We start from the raw sequence: 22,317 nt of genomic DNA, 5'->3' as shown, positions 1-22,317 counted from the left end.
GGTGGATCCGACGTGGCCCCTGCGTCCGGAGATGCGGACGGCGGCGTGAGCCCGGAACGTGACCGAGGTCAGTCGCCCGGTCGCGTACGGACGGTCTCACCGCCCACCACCACCGTCTCCGCCACCGTGCCCGGGATCTCCTCCGGGTCCACGCGGAGGATGTCGCGGGACAGGACCACGAAGTCGGCGAGCTTGCCCACGGTCAGCGAACCGCGCTCGTCCTCCAGGAAGTTGGCGTAGGCCGAGCCCATCGTGTAGCCCTCGACGGCGGTGGCGACGTCGATCGTCTCCTCCGGCGTCCAGGGCTCCCCGCCGCCCGTCAGCGGGCGGCGGGTGACGGCGGTGTAGATGCCGACCATGGGATCCATCTCGGCGACGTTCCAGTCACTGGACAGCGCCAGCACCGCTCCCGCCGCGTGCAGGCTGCGCAGGGGCCACGCCTTGTGCCAGCGGTCGGGACCGATGTTCTCGGCCCAGTCCTGTCCGGGGCCGGCGATGTCGGGCGCGGCGTGGCGGGGCTGCATGCAGGCGACGACGCCGAGCGCGGCGAAGCGCGGGGTGTCGGCCGGGTCGAGGCATTCCACGTGCACGACCTGGTGCCGGGCGTCTCGCGGCCCGTTCACCTCACGGGCGCGGGCGACGGCGTCGAGGACCGTGCGGATGCCGCGGTCGCCGGTGGCGTGGACGAAGCACTGGAATCCGCGCGCGTCGAGGCGGGTGAGCAGTTCGGCGAACTCCTCCGCCGGATAGAAGGTGTCGCCGCGGTGCCGGCCACAGCCGGCGTACGGCTCCAGGAGCGCGGCCGTACGCGGTTCGACGACGTCGTCGATGTACAGCTTGAGCGGGCCCACGCGCAGCCGGTCGTCGGCGTGGGAGCGGGCCGCGGCGGCGAACGCGTCGAGGTCCGCCTCGGTGGTGCCGCGCGGGTGGAAGAGCGCGGCGACGATCCGGGAGCGGAGCCTGCCCTCGGCGCGGGCCCGCTCGAAGAGGGCGAGGTCGTCGAGGGAGTTCTGGGGTTCGACGACGGTCGTGATGCCGTACCCGATGGCGTCGTCGAGGCTCTTCACGAGCCGGCCGTACTGACGGTCGGGCGCCGCCCACGGCACGCCGAGCTCGCGCAGGGCTCGGTGGCCGTCCCGCGAGAGCCCCTTCACGGCGAAGTCCGTGACGAATCCCGTGGGTTCGCCGGTGACCGGGTCGGTGGCGGCCTCGCCGAACGGAAGGCTCGTGCGGTCCCGGCCGACCCCGAGCCGGCGCAGGGCCGCGGTGTTGAGCCAGGCGGTGTGCACGTCGTAGCTGAGGACGAGGGCCGGGGTGTCTCCGGTGACCGGGTCGAGGTCGGCGGCGGTGGGCATCCGGCCGCCGGGGATCGCGGAGTAGTCGAAGGCCTCGGCCTCGATCCACTCGGCGTCCGGATGGGCCGCCCGCCAGGCGGTGATCCGCTCGTGGATCGCGTCGAGGCTACGGGCCCCGGCGAGCTGGACGCAGGCGTCGTCGGAACCGAGCCGCACGTGGTTGTGGGCGTCGATGAAGCCGGGCAGGACGAGACGGCCGCCGGCGTCCAGGATCCGGGTGTCGGGCCCGGCCCAGGCGGCGGCCTCGGCGTCGCCGCCGATCCAGACGATCCGCCCGTCGCGTACGGCCATGGCCTCGGCCTCGGGCAGGGCGGGGTCGACGGTGTGGATCCGGGCGCGGGTGAGGACGAGATCGGCGGGGGCGGGGGTGTGCATGCGGTGAACTCCGGGTGCGGTGCTGACGAGGGTAGGGGTGTGCGTGTGGGTGATGTGCGGGGGAAGGACCGGGCCTACGGCCGGGCGGGTGCGACGGCGCGGCGCGCCAGGAGGACATAGACCGACGCGGAGACCGCCGCGCCGAGCAGCGTGAGGTCGGCCCCGCCCAGCGGTGCGACGAGCGGGCCGGTCCACAGCTCGGAGTCGCAGGTGAGTGCGGCGAAGAGCATGCCGGAGAGCAGGGCCGCCATCCCCGCGGGATGCCAGCCGGCGCGGTACCAGTAGGCCCCCCGCTCGCCGGCGTGCAGCGACGTGGAGTCGTAGTGGCAGCGGCGCAGCACCATGTCGGCGAGGAAGACGCCGCCCCAGGGGGCGAAGACGATGATCAAGAGGGAGAGGAAGGCGAGGAGCGAGGTGGTGAAGTCGGTGAGGAAGAGGGCGCCGAGCGAGCCGAGGGCGGTGACGGCCGCGCTGATCACGATGGCGCGGGCACGGCTCCACGGGATGCCGAGGACCTGGAGGTTCAGGCTGGAGGAGTAGAGCGTGATGATCGAGTTGGTGACCGAGCCGCCGAGGACGAGGGCGAGGAAGAGCGGCTGGAACCAGCCGGGGAGCAGCCCTTCGGCGCCCGCGACCGCGTCCGTCATGTCGGTCTGGGTGGCGGCGGCGACCCCGGCCACGCCGAGGGCCACCGAGGAGAGGAAGCCGCCGAGCGCGCCGCTCCAGGTGAGGGCCGTGAGCGAGGTGGTGCGGGGCAGGTAGCGGGTGTAGTCGGCGGGCATCGGGAGGTACGAGAACGGCCCCGCGAGCATGACGACGAAGGCGAGGCTCCAGCCGGCGGCGCCGGGCCCGGCGGCCGGGGCGGCAGTGTCGGCGCCGGGGAGGACGAAGACGAGCAGCCCGGCGAAACCGGCGGCGAGGGCGTAGGCCATCCAGCGTTCGGCGAACTGGACGGTGGCGTGGCCCCACAGGGCGACGGCGAACGTCATGGTCAGCGTGATCGCGAGCGCGAGGGCGCGGGGAAGGCCGCCGCCCCAGCCGAGGTCGGCGAGGAACGCCTCGAGCGCGAGGGTGCCGACGACCGTGTTGACGATGGTGTAGCCGATGCTGACGACCCAGTTGAGCAGGCCCGCCGGCCAGTTGCCGCGCACACCGAAGGCGGCGCGGGAGATGACGAGGGTCGCGGTGCCGGTGCGGACCCCGCCGAGGCCGGCCGCGCTGATCGCGAAGAAGGCGAGGCCGCCCACGACGACGACGGCGGTGGCCTGCCAGAAGGAGAGGCCGAACGCGACGGCGAGGGCGCCGTTGATCACGTAGGTGAAGGTGAGGTTCGACCCGAACCAGAGCCAGAAGAGGTCCTTGGCACCTCCGTGCCGCTCGGCGTCGGGGATGGGGTCGATGCCGTGGCCCTCGACCTGGAAGACCTCGTCGCGGCCGACGACGGCCGTTCTGTCCTGTAGTGCCCTGTCCACTCTCGGCTCCCACCACTCCACAGACCTTGAATGCCGTTCTAGAAGTTAGAACGCCATTCAAGATGTGCGAGAGGGGACGGTCGCGTCAAGACCCCGAAGACCTGCGGTTAGAGTCGTGACCGTCAGGAAGCGGCGCGGCGGAGGCGGAGCGGGTGGCAGGAGCGGCACGACGGCGCGACGGGCACATCACCCAGGAGCGGATGCTCGAGGAGGCCATGGCGGCCATCGCCGAGGACGGCCTGGCGGCGCTCACCATGTCGGCGCTCGCCGAGCGGCTGGGGACGAGCGGCGGCCACATCCTGTACTACTTCGGCAGCAAGGACCTGCTGCTGCTGGCGGCGCTGCGCTGGAGCGAGGCGGCGCTCGCGGAGGAGCGCCGGTCGCTGCTGACCCGCAGGATGACGGCCGAGCGCAAGCTTGACCTCTTCCTCCGGCTCTACCTTCCGCGCGGGCCCCGTGATCCCCGCTGGACGCTGTGGATCGAGCTCTGGGCCCGGGCGTCGGCCAACACGGCCCTGGGCCAGGCCCAGCGGGAGCTGGACCTGGGCTGGCAGGAGGACCTGGAGGCACTCCTCGCCAAGGGCGTGACGCAGGGGCGCTTCGCCCCGATGGACGCCTCCGAGGTGACCGAGCGGGCGTCCGAACTCCTCGCCCTTCTGGACGGGTTGAGCACCCGGGTCGTCCTCGGTCAGGAGGGGGGCCGCGACAGCCGCCCCGCCCTGGAAGCGGCGCGGGCGGCGACCGCCCTGCTGATCCCGAAGTCCTGACGCTCCGCCGGGTCCGGTGAGCCCCGATGGTCAGGCACACCGGCTCCCGTGAACTCCGGCGGCCCGGACACCCGGATCGACGTCTCGGACCCGGCCGCAAGCCGGCCCGGCCGGAAGGGAGTTCACCCCGGCGGCGGTTCCTCCCACGGCAGGGGTTCCACCGGTGTCATGGGCCAGTCCGGGGCGGCCTGACGGTGGCGCGACGACTCGGCGTTCCAGAGGGTCTGTTCGGCGTGGAGCACCGGCCGGGACAGCCGGGCGACGGCGGGGTAACAGGCGCCGACGGCCTGGGCGAGGGCGAGGGTCGCCTCGGCGTCGGAGGCGGCGTCGCCCGGGTGCGCGTGCGGGATGCCGTACCAGCGGGTGACCGCCTCCAGGGAGCGCCGGCCGGGGCGGTAGCGGTCGGCGTGGCGGTCCAGGACGAGGGGGTCGCAGACCGGAGCCACCCCACCGGGCAGCCGCTCCGTGAGCGGCCGCACGCCGTGGCGCAGGAGTTCGGCGTGGAGCAGGGACAGGACGTGGGGTGCGAACCAGACGACCAGCAGCTCGCCCGACGCCAGGTGCGCGGCGACCAGGTCCGCCACCTCGGCGAGGGCCCGCGCGGCCGGGACGCCCTCGGCGCGGGCCCGTTCGACGGTCACGCCGTGTCCCTTGCCGCGCGCCACGGAGAGGGGATCGGATCCAGGATCCAGTATCCAGTCATGGGCAGTCCCCTCACTGGTCCTCAGGGAGGCCGTGAGGACGCGGTCGACGGCCGCCCGGTTGCCGGTGGTCGCGATGTCCAGGGCCATGAGGCGTCGGCGGTGCCAGCCGGGGTGCGGGAGACGGGGCGGTGGTCCCGGTTCCGGCACGTGTGCGCCGTGGTAGACCTTCCAGCCGCCCCTCCGGCCGTGCCGGAGCACGCCCGAACCGGCCGCGACCACCGCCCCGCAGACCGCGCACGGGGCGTCGTAGTCGTTGACGGGCCCGGCCGCGCCGGCCCCGGCGCTGGTGGACGCCAGGTTCCCGGGCGCGGCGTCCCCGGCGTCGGTACGCGCGGGGCCGGCGTCCCCGGGGGCGGTGCTCCGCGCGCCGGCACTACCCCGCCCGGCATCCGCGGGCCCTCCGCTCCCGGGCCCCTCGCTCCCGAGCCCCGCGCTCCCGGGCCTCCCGGGTCCGGCGCTCCCCGACCCAGGCCCGTCGTTCGCGGACCCCGGCCCCTCGCTCACGGTCCTTCCCCGCTCATGACGTGCCGGCGCCGTCCCGGTACGCCTCCAGGAGCCGCAGCCACGCCTCGCTGAGCGTCGGGTAGGCGGGGACGGCGTGCCAGAGGCGCGCGATCGGGACCTCCGCCGCCACGGCGATCGTCGCCGAGTGCAGGAGTTCGCCGATGCCCGGTCCGACGAGGGTGACGCCGAGGACGGTCTCGCGTTCGACGTCGACGACCATACGGGCGTGGCCCCGGTAGCCGTCCGCGTAGAGGCCGGCCCCGGCGACGCCCGAGAGGTCCAGGTCGACGGCGCGGACGCGGTGTCCGGCCCGCCGGGCCTCGTCGAGCGAGAGGCCGACCGCCGCGGCCTCCGGGTCGGTGAAGACGACCTGCGGTACGGCGGCGTGGTCGGCGGTGGCCGCGTGCGCGCCCCACGGGTCGCTCTCCGGCAGGGAGTCGCCCGCGGCGCGCGCGGCGATCGCCGCGCCGGCGATCCGGGCCTGGTACTTGCCCTGGTGGGTCATGAGGGCACGGCGGTTGACGTCGCCGACGGCGTAGAGCCAGTCGTGGCCGGTGACCCGGAGGCTGTCGTCGACGTCGAGCCAGGAGCCGGGCTCCAGGCCGAGGGACTCCAGGCCGATGTCGTCGGTGCGCGGGGCGCGGCCCGTCGCGAAGAGGACCTCGTCGCCCTCGACGTGGTCGCCGCCTTCCAGGACGACGGTGACCGGCCCCGTGCCCCCGTCGCGCACCACGGCGGACACGGAGACGCCGGTCCGGATGTCGGCCCCGCGTTCGGTGAGGGCGTCGGCGACGTGCTCGCCGACGAACGGCTCCATGCGTCCCAGCAGGCCCCCGCCGCGTACCAGCACCGTGACGCGCGAACCGAGCGCCTGCCACGCGGTGGCCATCTCCGTGGCCACCACTCCCCCGCCCACGACGACGAGACGGTCCGGGACGCGGTGCGCGCTGGTGGCCTCGCGGCTGGTCCAGGGCCGGGCGCCCGCCAGGCCCGGCAGGTCGGGCAGCGCGGCGCGGCTGCCGGTGCACACGGCGACGGCGTGCCGGGCGGTGAGGAGGTGGCGTTCGCCCTCGGGCCCGTCGACGGCGACCTTGCGGACACCGGTCAGCCGGCCGTGACCGCGCACCAGGCGCGCGCCGGTCGAGTCGAGCCAGCCGACGGCCCCGTCGTCCTTCCAGTCCGAGACGTAGTAGTCGCGGTGGGCCAGCACGGCCGCGGCGTCCAGGGGCCCTTGGACCATCTGGCGGAGCCCCGGCACCTTACGGGCGTCGGAACGGGCGATCGCCGGGCGGAGCAGCGCCTTGCTGGGCATGCACGCCCAGTACGAGCACTCGCCGCCGACCAGCTCGCTCTCCACCACCGCCACGCTCAGTCCGGCCGCCCTGGCCCGGTCCACCACGTTCTCGCCGACCGGTCCCGCTCCCAGGACCACCACGTCGTACTCGTGCTCCACCGCTCGTGTCATGGCCCCAGTCTGGTGGCAGGGGTGCGGCGAGGCCACACAGGTGTGCGCCGTGGCCACACGGGAAGGTGCCGCCGTGCGGTCCCGGAATAGCGGGGCTCGGTACGCCGTTGTGCGGGTCGAGTCCCCAGGGGACCGCGAGGACACCGCCAGGAGACCGGAGAGGCAGGAAGTATGAGCACTGTTGAGCTCACCAAGGAAAACTTCGACCAGATCGTGAGTGACAACGACTTCGTTCTGATCGACTTCTGGGCTTCCTGGTGCGGTCCGTGCCGCCAGTTCGCGCCGGTCTTCGAGGCCGCGTCCGAGCGCCACGAGGACCTGGTTTTCGCCAAGGTGGACACCGAGGCGCAGCAGGAGCTGGCCGCCGCCTTCGAGATCCGGTCGATCCCCACGCTGATGATCGTGCGCGACAACGTGGCCGTGTTCGCCCAGCCCGGCGCGCTGCCCGAGGCCGCGCTGGAGGACGTGATCGGCCAGGCGCGCAAGCTCGACATGGACGAGGTGCGCAAGTCCATCGAGGACGCCAAGCAGTAGGCGCGGACGCACCCGAAGGGGCGGTACGGGAACGGTCCCGTACCGCCCCTTCCCGTACCGCCCTTCGCGCCGGTGCCGCCGCTCCGTCACCGCCCGCGTGGTGGCGCCGGGTCAGCGTTCCAGGACCAGCGCCAGGCCCTGTCCGACGCCGATGCAGAGGGCGGCGAGGCCCGTGCCCGAGCCGGCCGCCGCGAGCTGGTGGGCCACCGAGCCGGCGAGCCGGGCTCCGGAGGCTCCCAGGGGGTGGCCGATCGCGATGGCGCCACCGCGCGGATTGACGATCGCGGGGTCCAGCTCCGGCCACTCGGCGAGGCAGCCGAGGGACTGGGCTGCGAAGGCCTCGTTCAGCTCGAAGGTGGTCAGGTCGGCGAAGGAGCGGCCGGCCTTGCCGAGCGCCCGGCCCACCGCCTCGACCGGCCCGAGGCCGAAGAGCTGCGGTTCGATGCCGGTGACGGCCGAGGCGCGGATCCTGGCGAGCGGCTCGCGGCCGGTCTCCCGCAGCCCCTCCTCGTCGACGAGGAGCAGGGCCGCGGCGCCGTCGTTGAGCGGCGAGGCGTTGCCCGCGGTGACCGTGCCGCCGTCGGGACGGAAGGAGGGCTTCAGCCGGCCCAGGGCCTCCAGCGAGGTGGCGTCGCGGATGCACTCGTCACGGGTCAGGTCCACGCCCGCGTAGGGGACGACCTCGCCGTCGTGGAGTCCCTTCGCCCACGCCTCGGCCGCCTTCCGGTGGCTGGCGAGCGCGAAGGCGTCCTGCGCCTCGCGGGTGATGCCGTGCTTGTCGGCGATCAGCTCGGCACCCTCGCCGAGCGAGACGGTCCACTCCGCGGGCATCCGGGGGTTGGTCATGCGCCAGCCCAGCGTCGTGGAGTGGAGCTGCTGGTGCCCGGCCGGGAAGGCGCGCTCGGGCTTCTGGAGGACCCAGGGCGCGCGGGACATGGACTCGACACCGCCCGCGACGACCACGGAGGCGTCGCCGAGGGCGATGGCGCGGGCGGCCTGGATCACGGCCTCCAGGCCGGAACCGCAGAGGCGGTTGACGGTGACGCCGGGCACGGAGGTGGGCAGGCCCGCGAGCAGGACGGCCATGCGGGCCACGTCGCGGTTGTCCTCGCCGGCGCCGTTCGCGTCGCCGAAGTAGACGTCGTCGACGCGGGCGGGATCGAGGTCGGGAGCGCGGCCGATCAGCTCCCTGACGACATGGGCGGCCAGGTCGTCGGGGCGCACGGAGGAGAGGGCGCCTCCGAACTTGCCGATCGGGGTGCGGACGGCGTCGACGATGTAGACGTCGCGGATGCTCATCGGTTCTCTCCCACGGGGACCTTCGACCGGAACGGTTCGCCTGGTGAACTTTCCTTCATGATGGTGCGGCCCGAGTGTGTGCCGGACGGCGCGTCCTGTCAACGTCCCGAGCGGTGGTGGGTGGCGTATACAACCGTCGTACGGGGCGGGGCGCCCGGCCCGCCGTGCCCCCGCCTCAGGATCCGGGCGCGTGCCGGATGAGGGCCGTCAGGCCGTAGTCCAGCTCGCGTCCGTCGACCAGCAGGGCCTCGACCGTGCGGGTCTCCGGGTCGATCTCGGCGGTCAGGCCGTGGCCCTCGTAGCGCGGATAGCCCGACGAGCCCTGCCGGCCGGTGGCCTCGACCACCGCCGAGCGGACCGCGCTGTCCTCCACGGAGGCGCCTCCGCGGTCCTCCACGTGCTCGGGGACGAGCAGGATCTCGAAACGCTGCGGAACTTTGCTCATGTGTCCGACGCTAGACGCTCGACGCGGCTCACGCCGGATGGCTCGGGCGCGGGGCGCCGTGACGGACGACCGCCCGCGCCGGACGGCGGGGGTGCCGGGGCGGACACCCGCCCGCGCCGGTGCCGGGGCGGACTTGCGCCGGGCCGCCGGGCCCCGGCATGGACCGCGGTCCTCTCGGGCCCAGCCGGACTCGCGCAGGACTCCCTGGCGTCGGCAGGGTCCTCAGGGGCCCCGGCCGGGCGCGGACGCCGTCCAGGACGTGCGCGCCCTCCGGCCTCAGCTGGACTCCCGCCGGACGACCCGTGACGTCATCAGGTCGTGCGCCCGTGGCATCGACTCCGGGTCGCGCACCGCGCGGTCGACGAGCTCGGCCAGGTGCCTGCCGATCACCATGTCGATCTGGACCGTGCTCAGCCGGGGGCGCAGCAACCGCCCGAGGAGGAGGTCGTCCGAGCCGATCACCGCCGTCTCGCCCGGGATGTCGATCCCCGCGTCCTGAAGGGCCCGCATCAGCAGCATCGCGTACTCGTCGTTGTACGCGAACACACCGTCCAGGCCCTTCTCGCGCCAGGCCGCCGCCAGCTCGTTCGCGGACTCCTCGTCGTAGCCCAGGGGCACGGGCTCGACGGTCACGCCGGCGCCCTCCGCCGCCTGGCGGACGCCTTCGAGCCGCGGACCGGAGAACATCTCCAGGCCGGGCTCCCGGGGGACCACCACGCCGATCCGGCGGCTGCCCCGGGCGACGAGGTGCTCACCCGCCACCCTGCCCACCCGCGCCTGGTCCATCACCAGCGCGTGCGTGCCCTCGAGCCGCTGCGAGCCGACGGTGATCACCGCCTTCGCGCCGGAGCGCTTGAGGATCTCCACGCCGTGCGGGGTCAGCCGGACCTCGCCGAGGGAGACGACGGCGACCGGCCGCAGCTCGGCCCAGGCGCGGGCGGCCTCGTCGCCGTCGAGGCCGAGGCTGCCGTACTGCACCACCGTGTAGTCGAGCCTGCGCAGCGCCCACTGGAGCTCGTTGAAGAACCGGTTGTACAGCGGTCCGACGGGCGCCTGCGCGGTGGGCAGCAGGACCATCCGGCTGTGGCCGGCGCGCAGGCTGCGGGCCGCCGCGTGCGGTACGTACCCCAGTTCCTCGGCGGCCTCCCGGACCCGGCGACGGGTCGGTTCGCTGATCCGCACGGCGGCGGTGTTGTTCAGCACGTAGGACACGGTGGCTCTGGACACGCCCGCCAGCCGCGCGACATCGGCGCTGGTCGGTACGGGACGTTCGGCGGACTGTCTCGGTGACTGGCTCATCGCTCCGGCATCCTTCCAGACCGGTCAGGACGAAGGTCCGGCGGATGGCCGGATGCGGGTGCCGCCCGGCACTGACACGCGCCGCTGACCGAGTCGCCTCCCGCGTTTCCGGCCCGCGCCGCGGATCCCCGCCCCCGTCGCCCCGCTGTCCGTCCCGGCGAGTGACGGACACCCCGGCCCGCGCCCCGTCCGGTGCGGCCGCACCCCTCACCGATCACCCTCGCCGATCGGGCATGCCGGTGTCCCCCGGCATGCCCGGACGCTCACGGTGCGCGGCGTCGGACTCCGTACCGTCCTCGGTGCGGGCCACACGATCCGCCGGCACGATGCCGAGGGGTTCAACACCCCTCTGGCAGGGGCTGATCTGACGTACCGTTCGGTCATGGACGACGTCTCGATGGTGGGAATGCTCGGCCGGGTCACCGGCACCGTCGGGCCCGGTCTCGTCGGCGAGGTGATCGTCCGCATCCGGGGCGGGGCCGAGCACTTCCTCGCCTATCCGGCCGTGGGTGAGGCCCGGATCGAGACCGGGACGGTCGTGACTGTCGTGGAACATCTCCCTCCACGCACCGTCTATGTCACAGCCGCGTACGGCGGTTGACCGATCCATTGAGCACCGGGCGCCCTGGGCGCACACTCCCTTCACCGGATCCGCTCGGCTCCGGTGAAGGGGGAGCTGACCATGGGCATCGGCATCCTGGCGGGCGTCGCGATCGGCGCCGTCATCGTTCTCATCACCCTGTTCAAACTCATGTGGCGCGTCGCGGAACCCAACGAGGCACTGATCATCTCCGGCTCCAACCACCGGACGGAGGGGCTCGGGGAGGGCATGGGGTTCCGGATCGTCACCGGCCGCGGCACCCTCGTACTGCCGGGCGTCCAGGCGGTACGCAAGCTGTCGCTCGACCTCAACGAGACCCAGCTGTCGGTCGAATGCGTGACACACCAGGGCATTCCGCTCAAGGTCCGCGGCGTGGTGATCTTCAAGGTCGGTGACGACTTCGTGTCGATCGCCAACGCGGCCCGCCGCTTCCTCGATCAGCAGAAGCTGATGTCGGAGCGGGTGCACATCGTGTTCGCCGGTCATCTCCGCGCCATCGTGGGCGGGTTGACGGTCGAGGACATGATCCGCGACCGCGAGAAGCTGACCGGGCAGGCGCGTTCGGCCTGTGGCACCGAGATGGAGAAGCTCGGTCTGATCGTGGACTCGCTGCAGATCCACGAGATCGAGGACCCGACCGGATACATCAAGAACCTGGCCGCACCGCACGCGGCCGCGGTGCAGCGCGACGCGCGGATCGCGCAGGCGGAGGCCAACCGGCGGGCGACCGAGGCCGAACAGCAGGCCGCCGCCCGGATGTCGGAGGCCACCCGGGACAGCGAGATCCTGCAGGCCGGCTACCAGGCCGAACGGGACCAGGCGTCGGCCAAGGCGCGGCAGGCCGGTCCGCTGGCCGAGGCCGCGGCACGCCAGGAGGTCGTCGTCCAGGAGACCCGGGTGGCCGAGCTGGAGGGCCACCGCAAGGAGCAGCAGCTGCAGGCGGAGGTCCGCAAGCCGGCCGACGCCATGGCATACGAGACCAGGACGCTGGCCGAGGCCGAACGCGACGCCCGGATCTCGGCGGCCCAGGCGGAGGCGAAGGAGACCGAGCTGGCGAGCGCGGCGCGGGCGACGGCGACGCGGCTGACGGGTGAGGCCGAGGCGGCGGCGCAGCACGCACGGGGCCTGGCGGTCGCGGAGGCGGCACGCGCGAAGGGTCTGGCCGAGGCCGAGTCGATCAAGGCGAGGGCCGCGGCGCTCGCGGAGAACCAGGAGGCGGTGGTCGCCCAGCAGCTGGCCGAGAGGTGGCCCGAGATCGTCGAGGCGGGTGCGTCGGCCTTCGGCAACGTGGACCAGATGGTCCTGCTGAACGGCGCCGACGGGATGGCGGAGATGTTCGCCAAGGCGCTGACCATGGGCGGGACGGGACTGGGTCTGGCCCGTCAGCTGCTGTCGACGATGAATCCCGGCGCGACGCCGACGGCGGAGGGCCGGGGCGGCGCGGCACCGTCCCCGGTCGCCGCCGGGCCCGCGCCCGCGCCGCGGAGCGAGGCGATCGAGGTCGTCGACGACGGCGGGCGGTAGGCGAGGGGGGCAGGCAGCGGGGCCCGGCGCCCTGACGGCGCCGGGCCCCGGTCGCGTCCCCGTCCTGTGCTCAGGGCGGGGACCGTCGTCGTCCGGAAGGTCAGTTGTGACCGAACTTCCGTTCCTTGCGGTGCGAGACCCGCTCCACGAGCGGGCGTGAGGACTCGCGAGCGGCGGAGGCGCCGGGCTGCTCCTTCGCCGCCACGGTCGTCTTCTGTTCGTGTCCGCCGGTACGGGCTCCGTGGTTCACCCGGGTCTGCTTCTTGCCCACGATCGTGCCTCCTGTGACTTCTGGAGCGGGACGCTGGGGCCGTTCTCAGACTCGCACGCGGGTACGGGGGGCGCATGTCAGGGTGCGGCCGCGCCCTCGGCCAGGACGCCCCAGAGGTCGGGGTCCTCGAAGTTGAGCGCCCACAGGGCGGTGTTCACGACGCCGTGGCGGCGCAGGACGGGCAGGTGGGCGGCGACGCCCCGCGCGTCCTGGTACCAGACCTCACGGCGCAGACCGCCCCACTCGTAGGTGAAGTACGGGGTGCCCGAGACGGGATCGAGCCGGTAGGGGGCGTCGTGGGCGCGGCGCAGCGCTTCGGCCTCCTTCCAGGTCACGTGCGCGGTCCTTCCCTCTCCGGCGGTGACCCAGTCCCAGCCGTAGGCGGGCAGGGCGAGCGCGATGCGCTCGGGAGGCACGAGGGAGGTGGCGGTACGCAGCAGCTCGTCGTACCACGCGGTGCTCGCGAGCGGCCCGGGGGCTCCGCCCGCGTAGTGGAGGTTGTAGGCCATGACGCGCATCCGGTCGGCCGCCTTCCCCAGGACGGCGTAGTCCCAGATGCGGCCCGTCGTGGCGGTCTGGGGGCTCACCGTGACGACACACTGCTTGGCGAGGGCGTGCAGCCGGGCGCACACCTCCGTGACCAGCGACGCGTACGCCTTCCGTACGGCGGGGTAGGCGGCGTCGCCGGTGGTGGCGATGGTCTCGTAGTCCAGGTCCAGGCCGTCGTAGTCGCCGCTCTCGGCGACGGCGACGAGCGCGTCGACGTGCGCGGCGCGCCGGTCGGGGTCGGTGAGGATCCCGGCGAGCACGCCGGAGGGCAGGGTCTCCATGACCGTGGGGACGACCTTGATGCCGGCGCGGTGCAGGCCGTCCACGACGAGGCGCTCACCCGCCCCGGGGTGGGGGTCGATCCGGTCGGCGGCCTTCGTCTCGTACCAGAAGGGGCTGACCGTGTGCAGCTGGTCTGCGTGGCGGAGGGCGGCGAGGTAGGCGGCCTCCTGGTCCCAGTAGGGCAGCCAGGCGGAGACCGTGCGCGGCGGGGGCCCCTCGGCCGCGGGCCCGCCGGGGGTGGCGGACGGCAGCGGTTCCCGTCCGGGGGCCGGCGCCGGGGTCGCCCACGCCGGGCGGGGCGGGCCGGCCGGGATGACCGCCAGAAGGCACGCCAGCAGCCCGGTCACCAGGACGGCTGAACGGAGGCGCTTCGCGCGGGCGGGGGTCGCCGGGTCGTGTCCGAGAAGTCTCGCCTGGGCCATGGCCCGAGCCTCGCGCCGCCGCCCGCGGACCGCCCGGCGGGTGACCCATACGGGGCTGGTGGTGTCCTGCCGGTCATGCCGGGTCCGCGGCGCGGAGGCCACGACACCGGACCGCCCGGCCCGGGCTGCGCTGGTCCCGTCCGGTCAGGCGCCCGCGAAGGTCCGCTGGAAGGCGCCCAGCGTCGTCCGGCCGGCCGTGCGGTCGAGGATCGCGAAGACCGCCTCGTCGAAGTGACGGGCGAACCGCCCCTCGCCGGTGAGCAGCGCCCGGAAGGCGCCCGCCACCTCGGCGGGGTCGTTCTGGAAGACGCCGCAGCCCCAGGCGCCCAGCACCAGCCTGCGGTAGCCGCCCGCGACGGCCGTCTCCAGGACCCGTTCGGCGCGGGCGGCGAGGGCCGCCGGGACGCGGTCGGCGAGCTGCGGGGCCTGGCGGCGGATGACGCCCGCGTTCGGCGCGGGAGAGGTGAGGAAGCCGACGGTGAACGGCTCGTTCAGCAGCGCGCCGCGGTCGTCGCGGAAGACGGGGACGCCGGGCGAGAGGATGACCCGGTCGGTGTAGAACGCGTCCCGCTCGGCGCGGTGGTGGGCGTAGTACTCGGGGACGCGCAGGAGCGTGGTGTAGAGGGCGGAGGCCCGGCAGACGGCCTCCTCCTGGGCCTGGGCGCCGTTGAGGTAGCCGCCGCCGGGGTTGCGGGCGGAGGCGAAGTTCAGGACGGCGACCGGTTCGGCGCGGGCGGCGGTCATGCGGCGGGCGGCGACGAGGCTGCTCTCGTCGGTGACCTCGACGGCGGTGGCGCGGTCGGCGTCGACGGCGGCGGGGACGGGGCCGGGACCGTACAGCCGGGTGCCTTCCACCGCCGCCGTCAGCTCCGCCTCGATGGACACGCGGCGGCCGTCGGGGGCCCGGTAGTGACCCGCCTCGACGATGTGTTCGGTCTCCTTGGCGATCCCCCGCAGTCGTGCGCTCATGCCCGCCAGCTTGATCGGCTTCGCGCCGCGCGAGCAAGGGGTTTTACCGCCCGGGGCCGGAGGGGCGGTCTTGCACGCCCGCCGGTGGTGCCTTTAGGTGGAATCAGCGGCTCCCCATCACAGGAGGAATCGACATGTCGTCGAGCGGTATACCGCCGGACGGTCCGCTTCTGACCGAGGACGAGGCAGAGGATCTGCTGCGATGTATCTGCTTCAAGACGGGCCCGCCCCGCACGGTCGGGGTGGAGGTGGAATGGCTCGTCCACGAGCTGCGTGACCCGCGGCTCCCCGTCCCGCCCCGGCGGCTGGCCTCGGCCGTCGACACCGTCCGGACCGTGCCGCTGGCATCGTCCCTGACCTTCGAACCCGGCGGCCAGCTGGAACTCAGCTCGCCGCCCGCCGCCTCCCTCATGGAGTGCGTCGACACCCTCTCGGCCGATCTGGACGCGGTACGCGACGCGCTCAGCCCTCTCGGCCTCTCCCTCAGCGGCTTCGGCGTCGATCCCTGGCAGGCTCCGCGCGAGCGGGTCCTGCGCGAGCCGCGCTACGACGCGATGGAGGCCGCCCTCGACCGTACGGGTCCGGCCGGCCGGGCCATGATGTGCGAGTCGGCGTCGGTCCAGGTCTGCCTGGACGCCGGACACCCGGAGCCGGGCCCCCTCGGCTACCACCGGCGCTGGCAGCTGGCCCACCTCCTCGGCGCGGTGCTGGTGGCCGCGTTCGCCAACTCCGCCGTCCACGGGGGGCGTCCCACCGGATGGCGTTCGACCCGGCAGGCCCTGTGGACCGATCTGGACCCGGCGCGCGCGCTCGCCCCGGTCCCGGTGGAGGGGGAGCCGCGCGCGGCCTGGGCCAGGCACGTGCTCGACACCCCGGTGATGTGCGTACGGGGCGACGAGGCTCCGTGGCACGTGCCGCGCGGGCTGACGTTCCGGCAGTGGCTGCGCACCGGGCGGCCCCGGCCGGTGAGCGAGGAGGACCTGCGCTACCACCTGACGACGCTCTTCCCTCCGGTACGGCCGCGCGGCCACCTGGAGCTGCGGATGATCGACGCGCAGCCGGGACGCGACGGCTGGATCGTGCCGGTGGCGGTGACCACCGCGCTGTTCGACGACCCCGAGGCCGCCGAGACCGTCTACCGGGCCGTCAAGCCGCTCGCGGAGTACGCGGGATCCGCCGCGGCCCCGCGCAATCCGCTGTGGCGGGCGGCGGCCCGCGACGGGCTGGCGGACCCCTGGCTGCACGCCGCCGCCCTGGTGGCGTTCCCGGCCGCCTTGGAGGCGCTCCCCCGGATGGGGGCGAGCGAGTCCGTCCAGCGGGCGGTGTCCGCGTTCCACGAGCGTTACGTGATCCCCGGTGGCTGCCCGGCCGACGACCTGCGGAAGGTGGCGTCATGACCGTGACCGACGACCCTACGGCCCTGCGACGGCGGGCGCTCGACGCGCTCACCACGGCGCGCGAGCGCACCGCGCTGCTCACCTCCTGTGTCGAGGACGACGAGCTCACCGCCCAGCACTCCCCCTTGATGTCGCCCCTGGTGTGGGACCTGGCGCACATCGGCAACCAGGAGGAGCAGTGGTTGTGGCGGGCGGTCGCGGGCCGTGACGCGCTGCGGCCGGAGATCGACTCGATCTACGACGCGTTCGAGCACCCCCGATCCAGCCGGCCGGCCCTGCCCCTGCTGCCGCCGCGCGAGGCGCGCGCCTACGCCTCCGACGTACGGGGTCGGGTCCTGGACGTCCTGGCGCGCACCCCGCTGGAGGGCCGTCCGCTGGTGGAGGCCGCCTTCGCCTTCGGGATGATCGCCCAGCACGAGCAGCAGCACGACGAGACGATGCTGATCACCCATCAGCTCCGCACGGGGCCGCCCGCGCTGTCCGCCCCTCCCCCGCCGGCGTCGCCTCACGGACCGCTGCCCGCCGAGGTGCTCGTGCCGGGCGGTCCGTTCACGATGGGCACCTCCGACGAGCCCTGGGCGCTGGACAACGAGCGTCCGGCCCACACGAGGGTCGTCCCGGCGTACTACATCGACACCGTGCCGGTCACCAACGGCGCCTACATGACGTTCGTCGCGGACGGCGGCTACACCGACGCGCGGTGGTGGCAGGCGGAGGGCTGGGACCAGATCCGGCAGCACGACATCCGGGCACCGCTGTTCTGGCGGCGCTCCGGTGGCCAGTGGCTGCGCCGGCGTTTCGGCGTGACGGAGCCCGTCCCGGAGGACGAGCCGGTGGTCCACGTCAGCTGGTACGAGGCGGACGCCTACGCCCGCTGGGCGGGGCGCAGGCTCCCGACCGAGGCCGAGTGGGAGAAGGCGGCGCGCCACGACCCGGCGACCGGGCGTTCGCGGCGCTTCCCCTGGGGCGACGCCGACCCGGCCCCGGCCCACGCCAACCTGGGCCAGCGGCATCTGCGTCCCGCGCCGGCGGGCAGCTATCCGCAGGGTGCCTCACCGCTCGGCGTACGCCAGCTGATCGGGGACGTATGGGAGTGGACGGCCAGCGACTTCCTGCCGTATCCCGGCTTCACGGCCTTCCCGTACAAGGAGTACTCCGAGGTCTTCTTCGGTCCGGCGCACAAGGTGCTGCGGGGCGGTTCGTTCGGTGTCGACGCGGTGGCCTGCCGCGGGACGTTCCGCAACTGGGACCTGCCGGTGCGCCGGCAGATCTTCTCCGGCTTCCGTACCGCACGGGACGCGGAGGTGCGCTGATGTGCCGTCATGTCGCCTATCTCGGTGACCCCGTGGCGTTCGGCGAGCTGGTGCTCGCGCCGGAGCACTCGCTGAGCCGGCAGGCGTGGGAGCCGCGCACCCAGAGCAGCGGGGTGGTGAACGCGGACGGGTTCGGCGTGGGCTGGTACGCCGAGGGGGACCCGGTCCCCGCGCGCTACCGCCGGGCGGTGCCGGTCTGGGCCGACACCTCCTTCACCGATCTGGCGCGCGTGGTGCGCACCGGCGCCTTCCTGGCCGCCGTCCGGGGCGCCACCCGGCCCGGCGCCGACGGCGAGGCTGCGGCGGCTCCTTTCGGCGCCGGGCCGTGGCTGTTCAGCCACAACGGGGCGGTGGAGGGCTGGCCGGACGCGACGGCCCCGCTCGCCGCGGCGCTGTCGCCCGGGGAGTGGCTCCGCCTCGAGGCGCGGACCGACTCGGCGTTCCTGTGGGCCCTGGTGCTGCACCGGCTGCGGGCCGGGGACCCGCCCGAGCAGGCGCTCGGCGACACCGTCCGGGAGGCCGCCGGCGCGGCGCCCGCCTCGCGGCTGAACCTGCTGCTCACCGACGGGACGCGGATCGCCGCGACGACCTGGGGCAACACGCTCTACTCCCTGACCGGCCCGGACCGGAACGGCTCGCCGCGCACGGTCGTGGCCTCGGAGCCGTACGACGACGACCCGCTCTGGCGCGAGGTGCCCGACCGCACGCTGCTGACCGCCACCCGTACCGAAGTCACCCTCACCCCGCTCAAGGAGCCCTCTCTGTGAGCCCGTTCCAGCTGACCCGCACCCTTCCCGAGGACGCCACCGAGGCCGATCTGCGCGCCGACGTGCTGCACGGACTGACCCGCACCCCGAAGGAGCTGCCGCCGAAGTGGTTCTACGACGCCCGCGGCAGTGAGCTGTTCGAGGAGATCACCCGGCTGCCCGAGTACTACCCCACCCGGGCGGAGCGGGAGATCCTGGCCACCCGCGCGTCCGAGATCGCGGCGGCCACCGGGGCGCGGACCCTGGTGGAGCTGGGTTCGGGCTCCTCGGAGAAGACCCGGTTCCTGATCGACGCGCTGCTGCCCGGCCTGGAGAGCTACGTGCCGGTGGACGTGAGCGAGTCGGCGCTGACGGGCGCCGCCGAGGCGCTGCTCGCCGAGCGGCCCGGACTCCACATCCACGCCCTGGTCGCCGACTTCACCCGCGGTCTGGCGCTTCCGGGGACGCCCGGGCCCCGTCTGGTGGCGTTCCTGGGGGGCACGATCGGCAATCTCCTGCCGGCCGAGCGCACGGTGTTCCTGCGGTCGGTGCGGGCGATGATGTCCCCCGGCGACGCCCTGCTGCTCGGCACCGACCTGGTGAAGGACGAGGCGACGCTGGTCGCCGCGTACGACGACGCGGCCGGGGTGACGGCGGCGTTCAACAAGAACGTGCTGTCCGTGATCGCCCGCGAGCTGGACGCGGACGTACGGCCGGAGGACTTCGACCACGTGGCGCTCTGGAACAGGGAGCGGGAGTGGATCGAGATGCGCCTGCGGGCGCGGCAGGCGGTGACGGTGAAGATCCCGGAGCTGGATCTGGTGGTGCCGTTCGGGGCGGGCGAGGAGGTACGGACCGAGGTGTCGGCGAAGTTCCGTCAGACGGGCGTACGCGAGGAGCTGACGGCGGCCGGCCTGGAGCCGACCCACTGGTGGACGGACGGGGAGGGGCGGTTCGCGCTGTCGCTGGCGACGGCGCGCTGAGCGGCGCGGGCGAGGTCCCGCCGGTTCGGATACTGGACGTCGGATATCGGATCCGATATCCGTATCTCCGCGGTGAGACCGCGGGCCGTCGCGATCCGCCACAGCGAGGCGGTCAGCGGGTCCTCGCCCACGAAGGCGGCCGGTCCGGCGGGGCGGTAGTCCAGCCGGACCGGCCGTACGGGGGCGCCCGCGTCCAGGGCGGCCTGGAAGGCGGCCGGACGGAACGCGCCTTCGGCCAGGCCGCACCAGGTCGACCCTTCGGGGAAGACGACCACCCGCCCGCCGCCGGCGAGGATTCCGGCCATCTCGCGCACGGTACCGGGCAGGGCCCGCAGCCGGTCGCGGTCGATGAAGAGGGTGCCGCCCCGGGCCGCCAGCCGGCCGAGCACGGGCCAGGCCCGGACCTCGCGCTTGGCGAGCATGCGCCCGGGAAGGACGGTGGCGACGAGCGGGATGTCCAGCCAGGAGATGTGGTTGGCGACCACCAGCATCGGGCCGGTGGCGGGCACCGGGCCTCCGGTGACCCGGACCCGGACGCCGAAGGCCCGCACCACCGTCCGGCACCACCCGCGGGTGAACCGGCGGCGGACGCCGGGGGGCAGGGGTCCGGCGAGGGGGGCGAGCAGGATGCCGGCGAGGACCACGGCCAGGGCCGAGACCAGCCTCAGGACGGCCCTGACGGCCCCCACCGTGACGCAGCCGGGGCCCCGGTGCGCGGCGCACCGGCCCGGAGTGCAGGGTGCGGAGGGGAGCCAGGGGGACGGGGCCGTGTTCACCGCGCCGGTGCGAGGGAGAGGAAGTGGCGGAGGTAGCGGGGGTTGGTGTCGCGCAGTGAGAGCAGGACGTAGAGGTCGGCGACGTCGAAGTCCGGGTCGTGGGCGGGGGCCCCGCACACCCGGGCGCCGAGCCGGAGGTAGCCGCGCAGCAGCGGCGGGAGTTCCGTGCGCCCCGGGGTGCGGGTGACTCCGTCGGGGGTCCAGAGCCGGTGGGGCGTGACCCAGTACTCCTCGGGTGCCAGGTGCTTGGTCCTGACGGTGTCCCAGGTGGCGGCGGCCAGCGTGCCGCCGTCGGCGAGCGGTATCGAGCAGCAGCCCGCCAGCCAGTTGTGGCCGGTGTCCGTCATGTAGCGGGCCAGCCCGGCCCAGACGAGCGCGATGACGGCGCCGTTGCGGTGGGCGGGGTGCACGCAGGAGCGGCCGACCTCCACGAGGTCGTCGCGCAGGGGGGCGAGCCGGCCGAGGTCGAACTCGCCTTCCGAGTAGAGGCGTCCGGCGATCCGGGCGCGCTCGGGGGGCAGGATGCGGTAGGTGCCGACGACCTCGCCGCTCGCCTCCTCGCGTACCAGCAGGTGGTCGCAGTAGGCGTCGAAGGCGTCGGTGTCCAGACCGGGTTCGGGGCCGTCGAGGCGGGCGCCCAGCTCGCCGGCGAAGACCTGGTGGCGCAGCCGCTGGGCGGCGCGGACCTCCTCCTGGTCGCGGGCGAGGCCGACCACGTAGCGGGGCGGGCCGGCGGGCGCCGGGCTCTGGGCGGAGCCGGTGCCGGGAACCCGGAGACCGGCGGGGACGGGCACGGCGGGGGCGCCGACCGCCGGGGCGACGGCGACGGCTGCTGCGGGCGACGGTGCGGGCATGTCGGGCTCCTGCGGTGGACGGAAGGGGGACGGTGGGGGCCGGGCCGCGCGGGGGCGGTGGTCCGGCTCCTTACTTCTTCCGTGACCGGCTGGATTCGACGTGACCGTTCGGGGGCTCGCGGGTGTGGAGGCGCTGAATGCTATTCGGCGAGCGCCTGGGTGATCTGCTCCGAGGCGTGCTCGGCCGCCGCCTTCGGATCGTCGCCGAGGAGGACCGCCGACATGTAGGGCTTGATCGGATTGGCGGCCTCGACGTCGGCCCACTGCGGGGAGTTGGGGGTGGCCCGGCCGCGGGCCGCCCCGACGGCCATGACGGCGGTGGCCTCCTGGCCTTCGACGACGGAGGAGAGCGTGGTCTTGTTGGGGACGTAGTTCATGGCCCGGGCGAGTTCGGTCTGCCACTTCTCGCCGGCCAGCGCCTTCACCACGTCGAGGGCGGCCGTCCGCTCGGGGGCGTTCTCGGGGATGATGAGGTCCGATCCGCCGGTGAAGACCGCGCAGGGCTGCCCGGCCTTCTTGCCGGGTATGGGGAAGAAGCCGAGCTTGTCCTTCAGCCCCGGGTTCGCCTTGGTGATGGCCGCGACGGCGCTGGGGGTGGCGATGATCTGGGCGACGTCGCCCTTGGCGAAGACCTCGGCCTGGGGCGGGGTCTGCTCGTCCGCGTTCTTCGGGCCCGAGCCGAGGGACTGCAGGTCCTTGTAGAAGTCCATGCCGCGCAGCGCCGCCGGGCTGTCCAGGGCGCCGGCCCACTCGCCGCCCTTGTCGACGGCGAGTTCGCCGCCCTCGTCCCAGATGAAGCCGGCCAGCGTGTACCAGTCCTGGCCGGCGAGGTAGATGCCCTGGGAGCCGTTCCGGTTGAGCCTGCCGGTGTCGTCGAGCCACTCCTCACGGGTGGCGGGCGGCTCGGTGATGCCGGCCGCCGCGAAGAGGTCCTTGTGGTAGATCACGACCCGGTTGGCCGCGTACCAGGGGATGCCGTACTGGGATCCTCCGATCCGGCCGGGCTCGGCGAGGCCGGGGAGCCACTTCTCGCCGCCGAGGTCGCGCACGGACTCCAGGGTCAGGTCGTAGAGCTTGTCGGTGTCCGCGTACTGGGCGACCTGGGTGTTGCCGACCTCGATGACGTCCGGTCCGCCGCCGCCCTGGAGCGCCTCGGTGACCTTCTTGCCGATGCCGGTCCACTCCTGGATGGTGAATCTCAGTCTCACGCCAGGGTGCTCGGACTCGTAGGCGGCGGTGAAGCGCTTGAGGAAGTCCTCGCTGACGCTGTCCCGCATCAGCCAGACGCTGACCGTGCGGTCCTGGTCGCCGCCGGGCATGAGCCCGCAGCCCGCGAGCGTGAGGGCGGTCGCGGCGGCCAGCGGGCAGGCGAGAGAGCGGTTCTTCACGTAGGTCACCTTCTGCGTTCCAT

At 74.0% G+C, this 22,317-nt stretch carries 21 protein-coding genes; 8 read left to right on the top strand and 13 right to left on the bottom strand.

What is annotated here, in order from left to right; genetic code table 11:
* Positions 1 to 68: 68 nt before the first annotated feature.
* On the bottom strand, positions 69 to 1,730 hold the full coding sequence (locus AB0K65_RS14230; protein WP_365716119.1) for an amidohydrolase: 1,662 nt from the start codon (positions 1,728 to 1,730) through the stop codon (positions 69 to 71).
* 74 nt (positions 1,731 to 1,804) lie between these two features.
* On the bottom strand, positions 1,805 to 3,202 hold the full coding sequence (locus AB0K65_RS14225; RefSeq protein ID WP_365716118.1) for a cytosine permease: 1,398 nt from the start codon (positions 3,200 to 3,202) through the stop codon (positions 1,805 to 1,807).
* 152 nt (positions 3,203 to 3,354) lie between these two features.
* Between AB0K65_RS14225 and AB0K65_RS14220 the strand changes: the two genes are divergently transcribed.
* Positions 3,355 to 3,969, top strand: coding sequence for a TetR/AcrR family transcriptional regulator (locus tag AB0K65_RS14220; protein WP_365716117.1), 615 nt, complete (start codon positions 3,355 to 3,357; stop codon positions 3,967 to 3,969).
* 122 nt (positions 3,970 to 4,091) lie between these two features.
* Here the strand turns inward: AB0K65_RS14220 and AB0K65_RS14215 are convergent, their stop codons facing one another.
* Both AB0K65_RS14215 and AB0K65_RS14210 read right to left on the bottom strand, forming a co-directional pair.
* Positions 4,092 to 4,760, bottom strand: coding sequence for a 3'-5' exonuclease (locus tag AB0K65_RS14215; RefSeq protein ID WP_365716116.1), 669 nt, complete (start codon positions 4,758 to 4,760; stop codon positions 4,092 to 4,094).
* A gap of 430 nt (positions 4,761 to 5,190) precedes the next feature.
* Positions 5,191 to 6,642 (bottom strand): NAD(P)/FAD-dependent oxidoreductase, encoded by a 1,452-nt coding sequence (locus AB0K65_RS14210; RefSeq protein WP_365716115.1) that lies wholly within the window; start codon positions 6,640 to 6,642, stop codon positions 5,191 to 5,193.
* A 171-nt stretch (positions 6,643 to 6,813) separates the two neighbouring features.
* Here AB0K65_RS14210 and trxA point away from each other — a divergent pair, with 171 nt between their 5' ends.
* On the top strand, positions 6,814 to 7,176 hold the full coding sequence (gene trxA / locus AB0K65_RS14205) for a thioredoxin (protein WP_365716114.1): 363 nt from the start codon (positions 6,814 to 6,816) through the stop codon (positions 7,174 to 7,176).
* A gap of 111 nt (positions 7,177 to 7,287) precedes the next feature.
* On the opposite strand, the gene AB0K65_RS14200 is transcribed toward trxA, so the two are convergent.
* The 3 genes from AB0K65_RS14200 to AB0K65_RS14190 all read right to left on the bottom strand — a co-directional run bounded on the left by AB0K65_RS14200 (position 7,288) and on the right by AB0K65_RS14190 (position 10,219).
* On the bottom strand, positions 7,288 to 8,475 hold the full coding sequence (locus AB0K65_RS14200) for a thiolase family protein (protein WP_365716112.1): 1,188 nt from the start codon (positions 8,473 to 8,475) through the stop codon (positions 7,288 to 7,290).
* 175 nt (positions 8,476 to 8,650) lie between these two features.
* Complete coding sequence (locus AB0K65_RS14195; RefSeq protein WP_365716111.1) at positions 8,651 to 8,920, bottom strand: hypothetical protein; 270 nt, start codon at positions 8,918 to 8,920, stop codon at positions 8,651 to 8,653.
* 276 nt (positions 8,921 to 9,196) lie between these two features.
* Positions 9,197 to 10,219: a LacI family DNA-binding transcriptional regulator gene (locus AB0K65_RS14190; protein WP_365716110.1), complete on the bottom strand. Its 1,023-nt coding sequence runs from the start codon at positions 10,217 to 10,219 to the stop codon at positions 9,197 to 9,199.
* A gap of 382 nt (positions 10,220 to 10,601) precedes the next feature.
* Between AB0K65_RS14190 and AB0K65_RS14185 the strand changes: the two genes are divergently transcribed.
* Positions 10,602 to 10,820: a hypothetical protein gene (locus AB0K65_RS14185; protein WP_365716109.1), complete on the top strand. Its 219-nt coding sequence runs from the start codon at positions 10,602 to 10,604 to the stop codon at positions 10,818 to 10,820.
* 81 nt (positions 10,821 to 10,901) lie between these two features.
* Positions 10,902 to 12,344, top strand: coding sequence for an SPFH domain-containing protein (locus AB0K65_RS14180; RefSeq protein ID WP_365716108.1), 1,443 nt, complete (start codon positions 10,902 to 10,904; stop codon positions 12,342 to 12,344).
* Positions 12,345 to 12,444: 100 nt separating this feature from the next.
* On the opposite strand, the gene AB0K65_RS14175 is transcribed toward AB0K65_RS14180, so the two are convergent.
* The 3 genes from AB0K65_RS14175 to AB0K65_RS14165 form a co-directional block, all read right to left on the bottom strand.
* Positions 12,445 to 12,615, bottom strand: coding sequence for a hypothetical protein (locus tag AB0K65_RS14175; protein WP_365716107.1), 171 nt, complete (start codon positions 12,613 to 12,615; stop codon positions 12,445 to 12,447).
* Positions 12,616 to 12,692: 77 nt separating this feature from the next.
* Positions 12,693 to 13,868 carry a glycosyl hydrolase family 18 protein gene (locus AB0K65_RS14170; RefSeq protein WP_365716106.1) on the bottom strand — a complete coding sequence of 392 codons (1,176 nt, stop codon included), beginning with the start codon at positions 13,866 to 13,868 and terminating at the stop codon, positions 12,693 to 12,695.
* 144 nt (positions 13,869 to 14,012) lie between these two features.
* Positions 14,013 to 14,837: a TIGR02452 family protein gene (locus AB0K65_RS14165; RefSeq protein WP_365716105.1), complete on the bottom strand. Its 825-nt coding sequence runs from the start codon at positions 14,835 to 14,837 to the stop codon at positions 14,013 to 14,015.
* A 134-nt stretch (positions 14,838 to 14,971) separates the two neighbouring features.
* On the opposite strand from AB0K65_RS14165, the gene egtA reads away from it, so the two are divergent.
* The 4 genes from egtA to egtD are packed head-to-tail and all read left to right on the top strand — an operon-like array spanning position 14,972 to position 19,276.
* Complete coding sequence (egtA, locus tag AB0K65_RS14160; protein ID WP_365716104.1) at positions 14,972 to 16,234, top strand: ergothioneine biosynthesis glutamate--cysteine ligase EgtA; 1,263 nt, start codon at positions 14,972 to 14,974, stop codon at positions 16,232 to 16,234.
* Entirely contained in the window at positions 16,231 to 17,547 is a 1,317-nt protein-coding gene (gene egtB, locus AB0K65_RS14155; protein ID WP_365716103.1) for an ergothioneine biosynthesis protein EgtB, read from the top strand. Before egtA ends, egtB begins: the two co-directional genes overlap by 4 nt.
* On the top strand, positions 17,547 to 18,314 hold the full coding sequence (gene egtC / locus AB0K65_RS14150) for an ergothioneine biosynthesis protein EgtC (protein WP_365716102.1): 768 nt from the start codon (positions 17,547 to 17,549) through the stop codon (positions 18,312 to 18,314). Before egtB ends, egtC begins: the two co-directional genes overlap by 1 nt.
* A complete protein-coding gene (egtD, locus tag AB0K65_RS14145; protein WP_365716100.1) occupies positions 18,311 to 19,276 on the top strand; it encodes an L-histidine N(alpha)-methyltransferase in 966 nt (321 codons plus the stop codon). Before egtC ends, egtD begins: the two co-directional genes overlap by 4 nt.
* On the opposite strand, the gene AB0K65_RS14140 is transcribed toward egtD, so the two are convergent.
* The 3 genes from AB0K65_RS14140 to AB0K65_RS14130 form a co-directional block, all read right to left on the bottom strand.
* A complete protein-coding gene (locus AB0K65_RS14140) occupies positions 19,171 to 20,052 on the bottom strand; it encodes a lysophospholipid acyltransferase family protein (RefSeq protein WP_365716099.1) in 882 nt (293 codons plus the stop codon). The genes egtD and AB0K65_RS14140 overlap by 106 nt on opposite strands.
* Positions 20,049 to 20,906, bottom strand: a complete 858-nt coding sequence (locus AB0K65_RS14135) for a GNAT family N-acyltransferase (protein ID WP_365716098.1) — start codon at positions 20,904 to 20,906, stop codon at positions 20,049 to 20,051. The genes AB0K65_RS14140 and AB0K65_RS14135 overlap by 4 nt, the downstream gene beginning before the upstream one ends.
* Positions 20,907 to 21,046: 140 nt before the next feature.
* Complete coding sequence (locus AB0K65_RS14130; RefSeq protein WP_365716097.1) at positions 21,047 to 22,294, bottom strand: extracellular solute-binding protein; 1,248 nt, start codon at positions 22,292 to 22,294, stop codon at positions 21,047 to 21,049.
* Between the last annotated feature and the right edge of the window lie 23 nt (positions 22,295 to 22,317).

Source organism: Streptomyces sp. NPDC053755 (assembly GCF_040677675.1).
Classification (GTDB): Bacteria; Actinomycetota; Actinomycetes; order Streptomycetales; family Streptomycetaceae; genus Streptomyces.
Note: the sequence above shows the minus strand (reverse complement) of the source record. Positions and strands in the feature narration are given on the sequence as shown.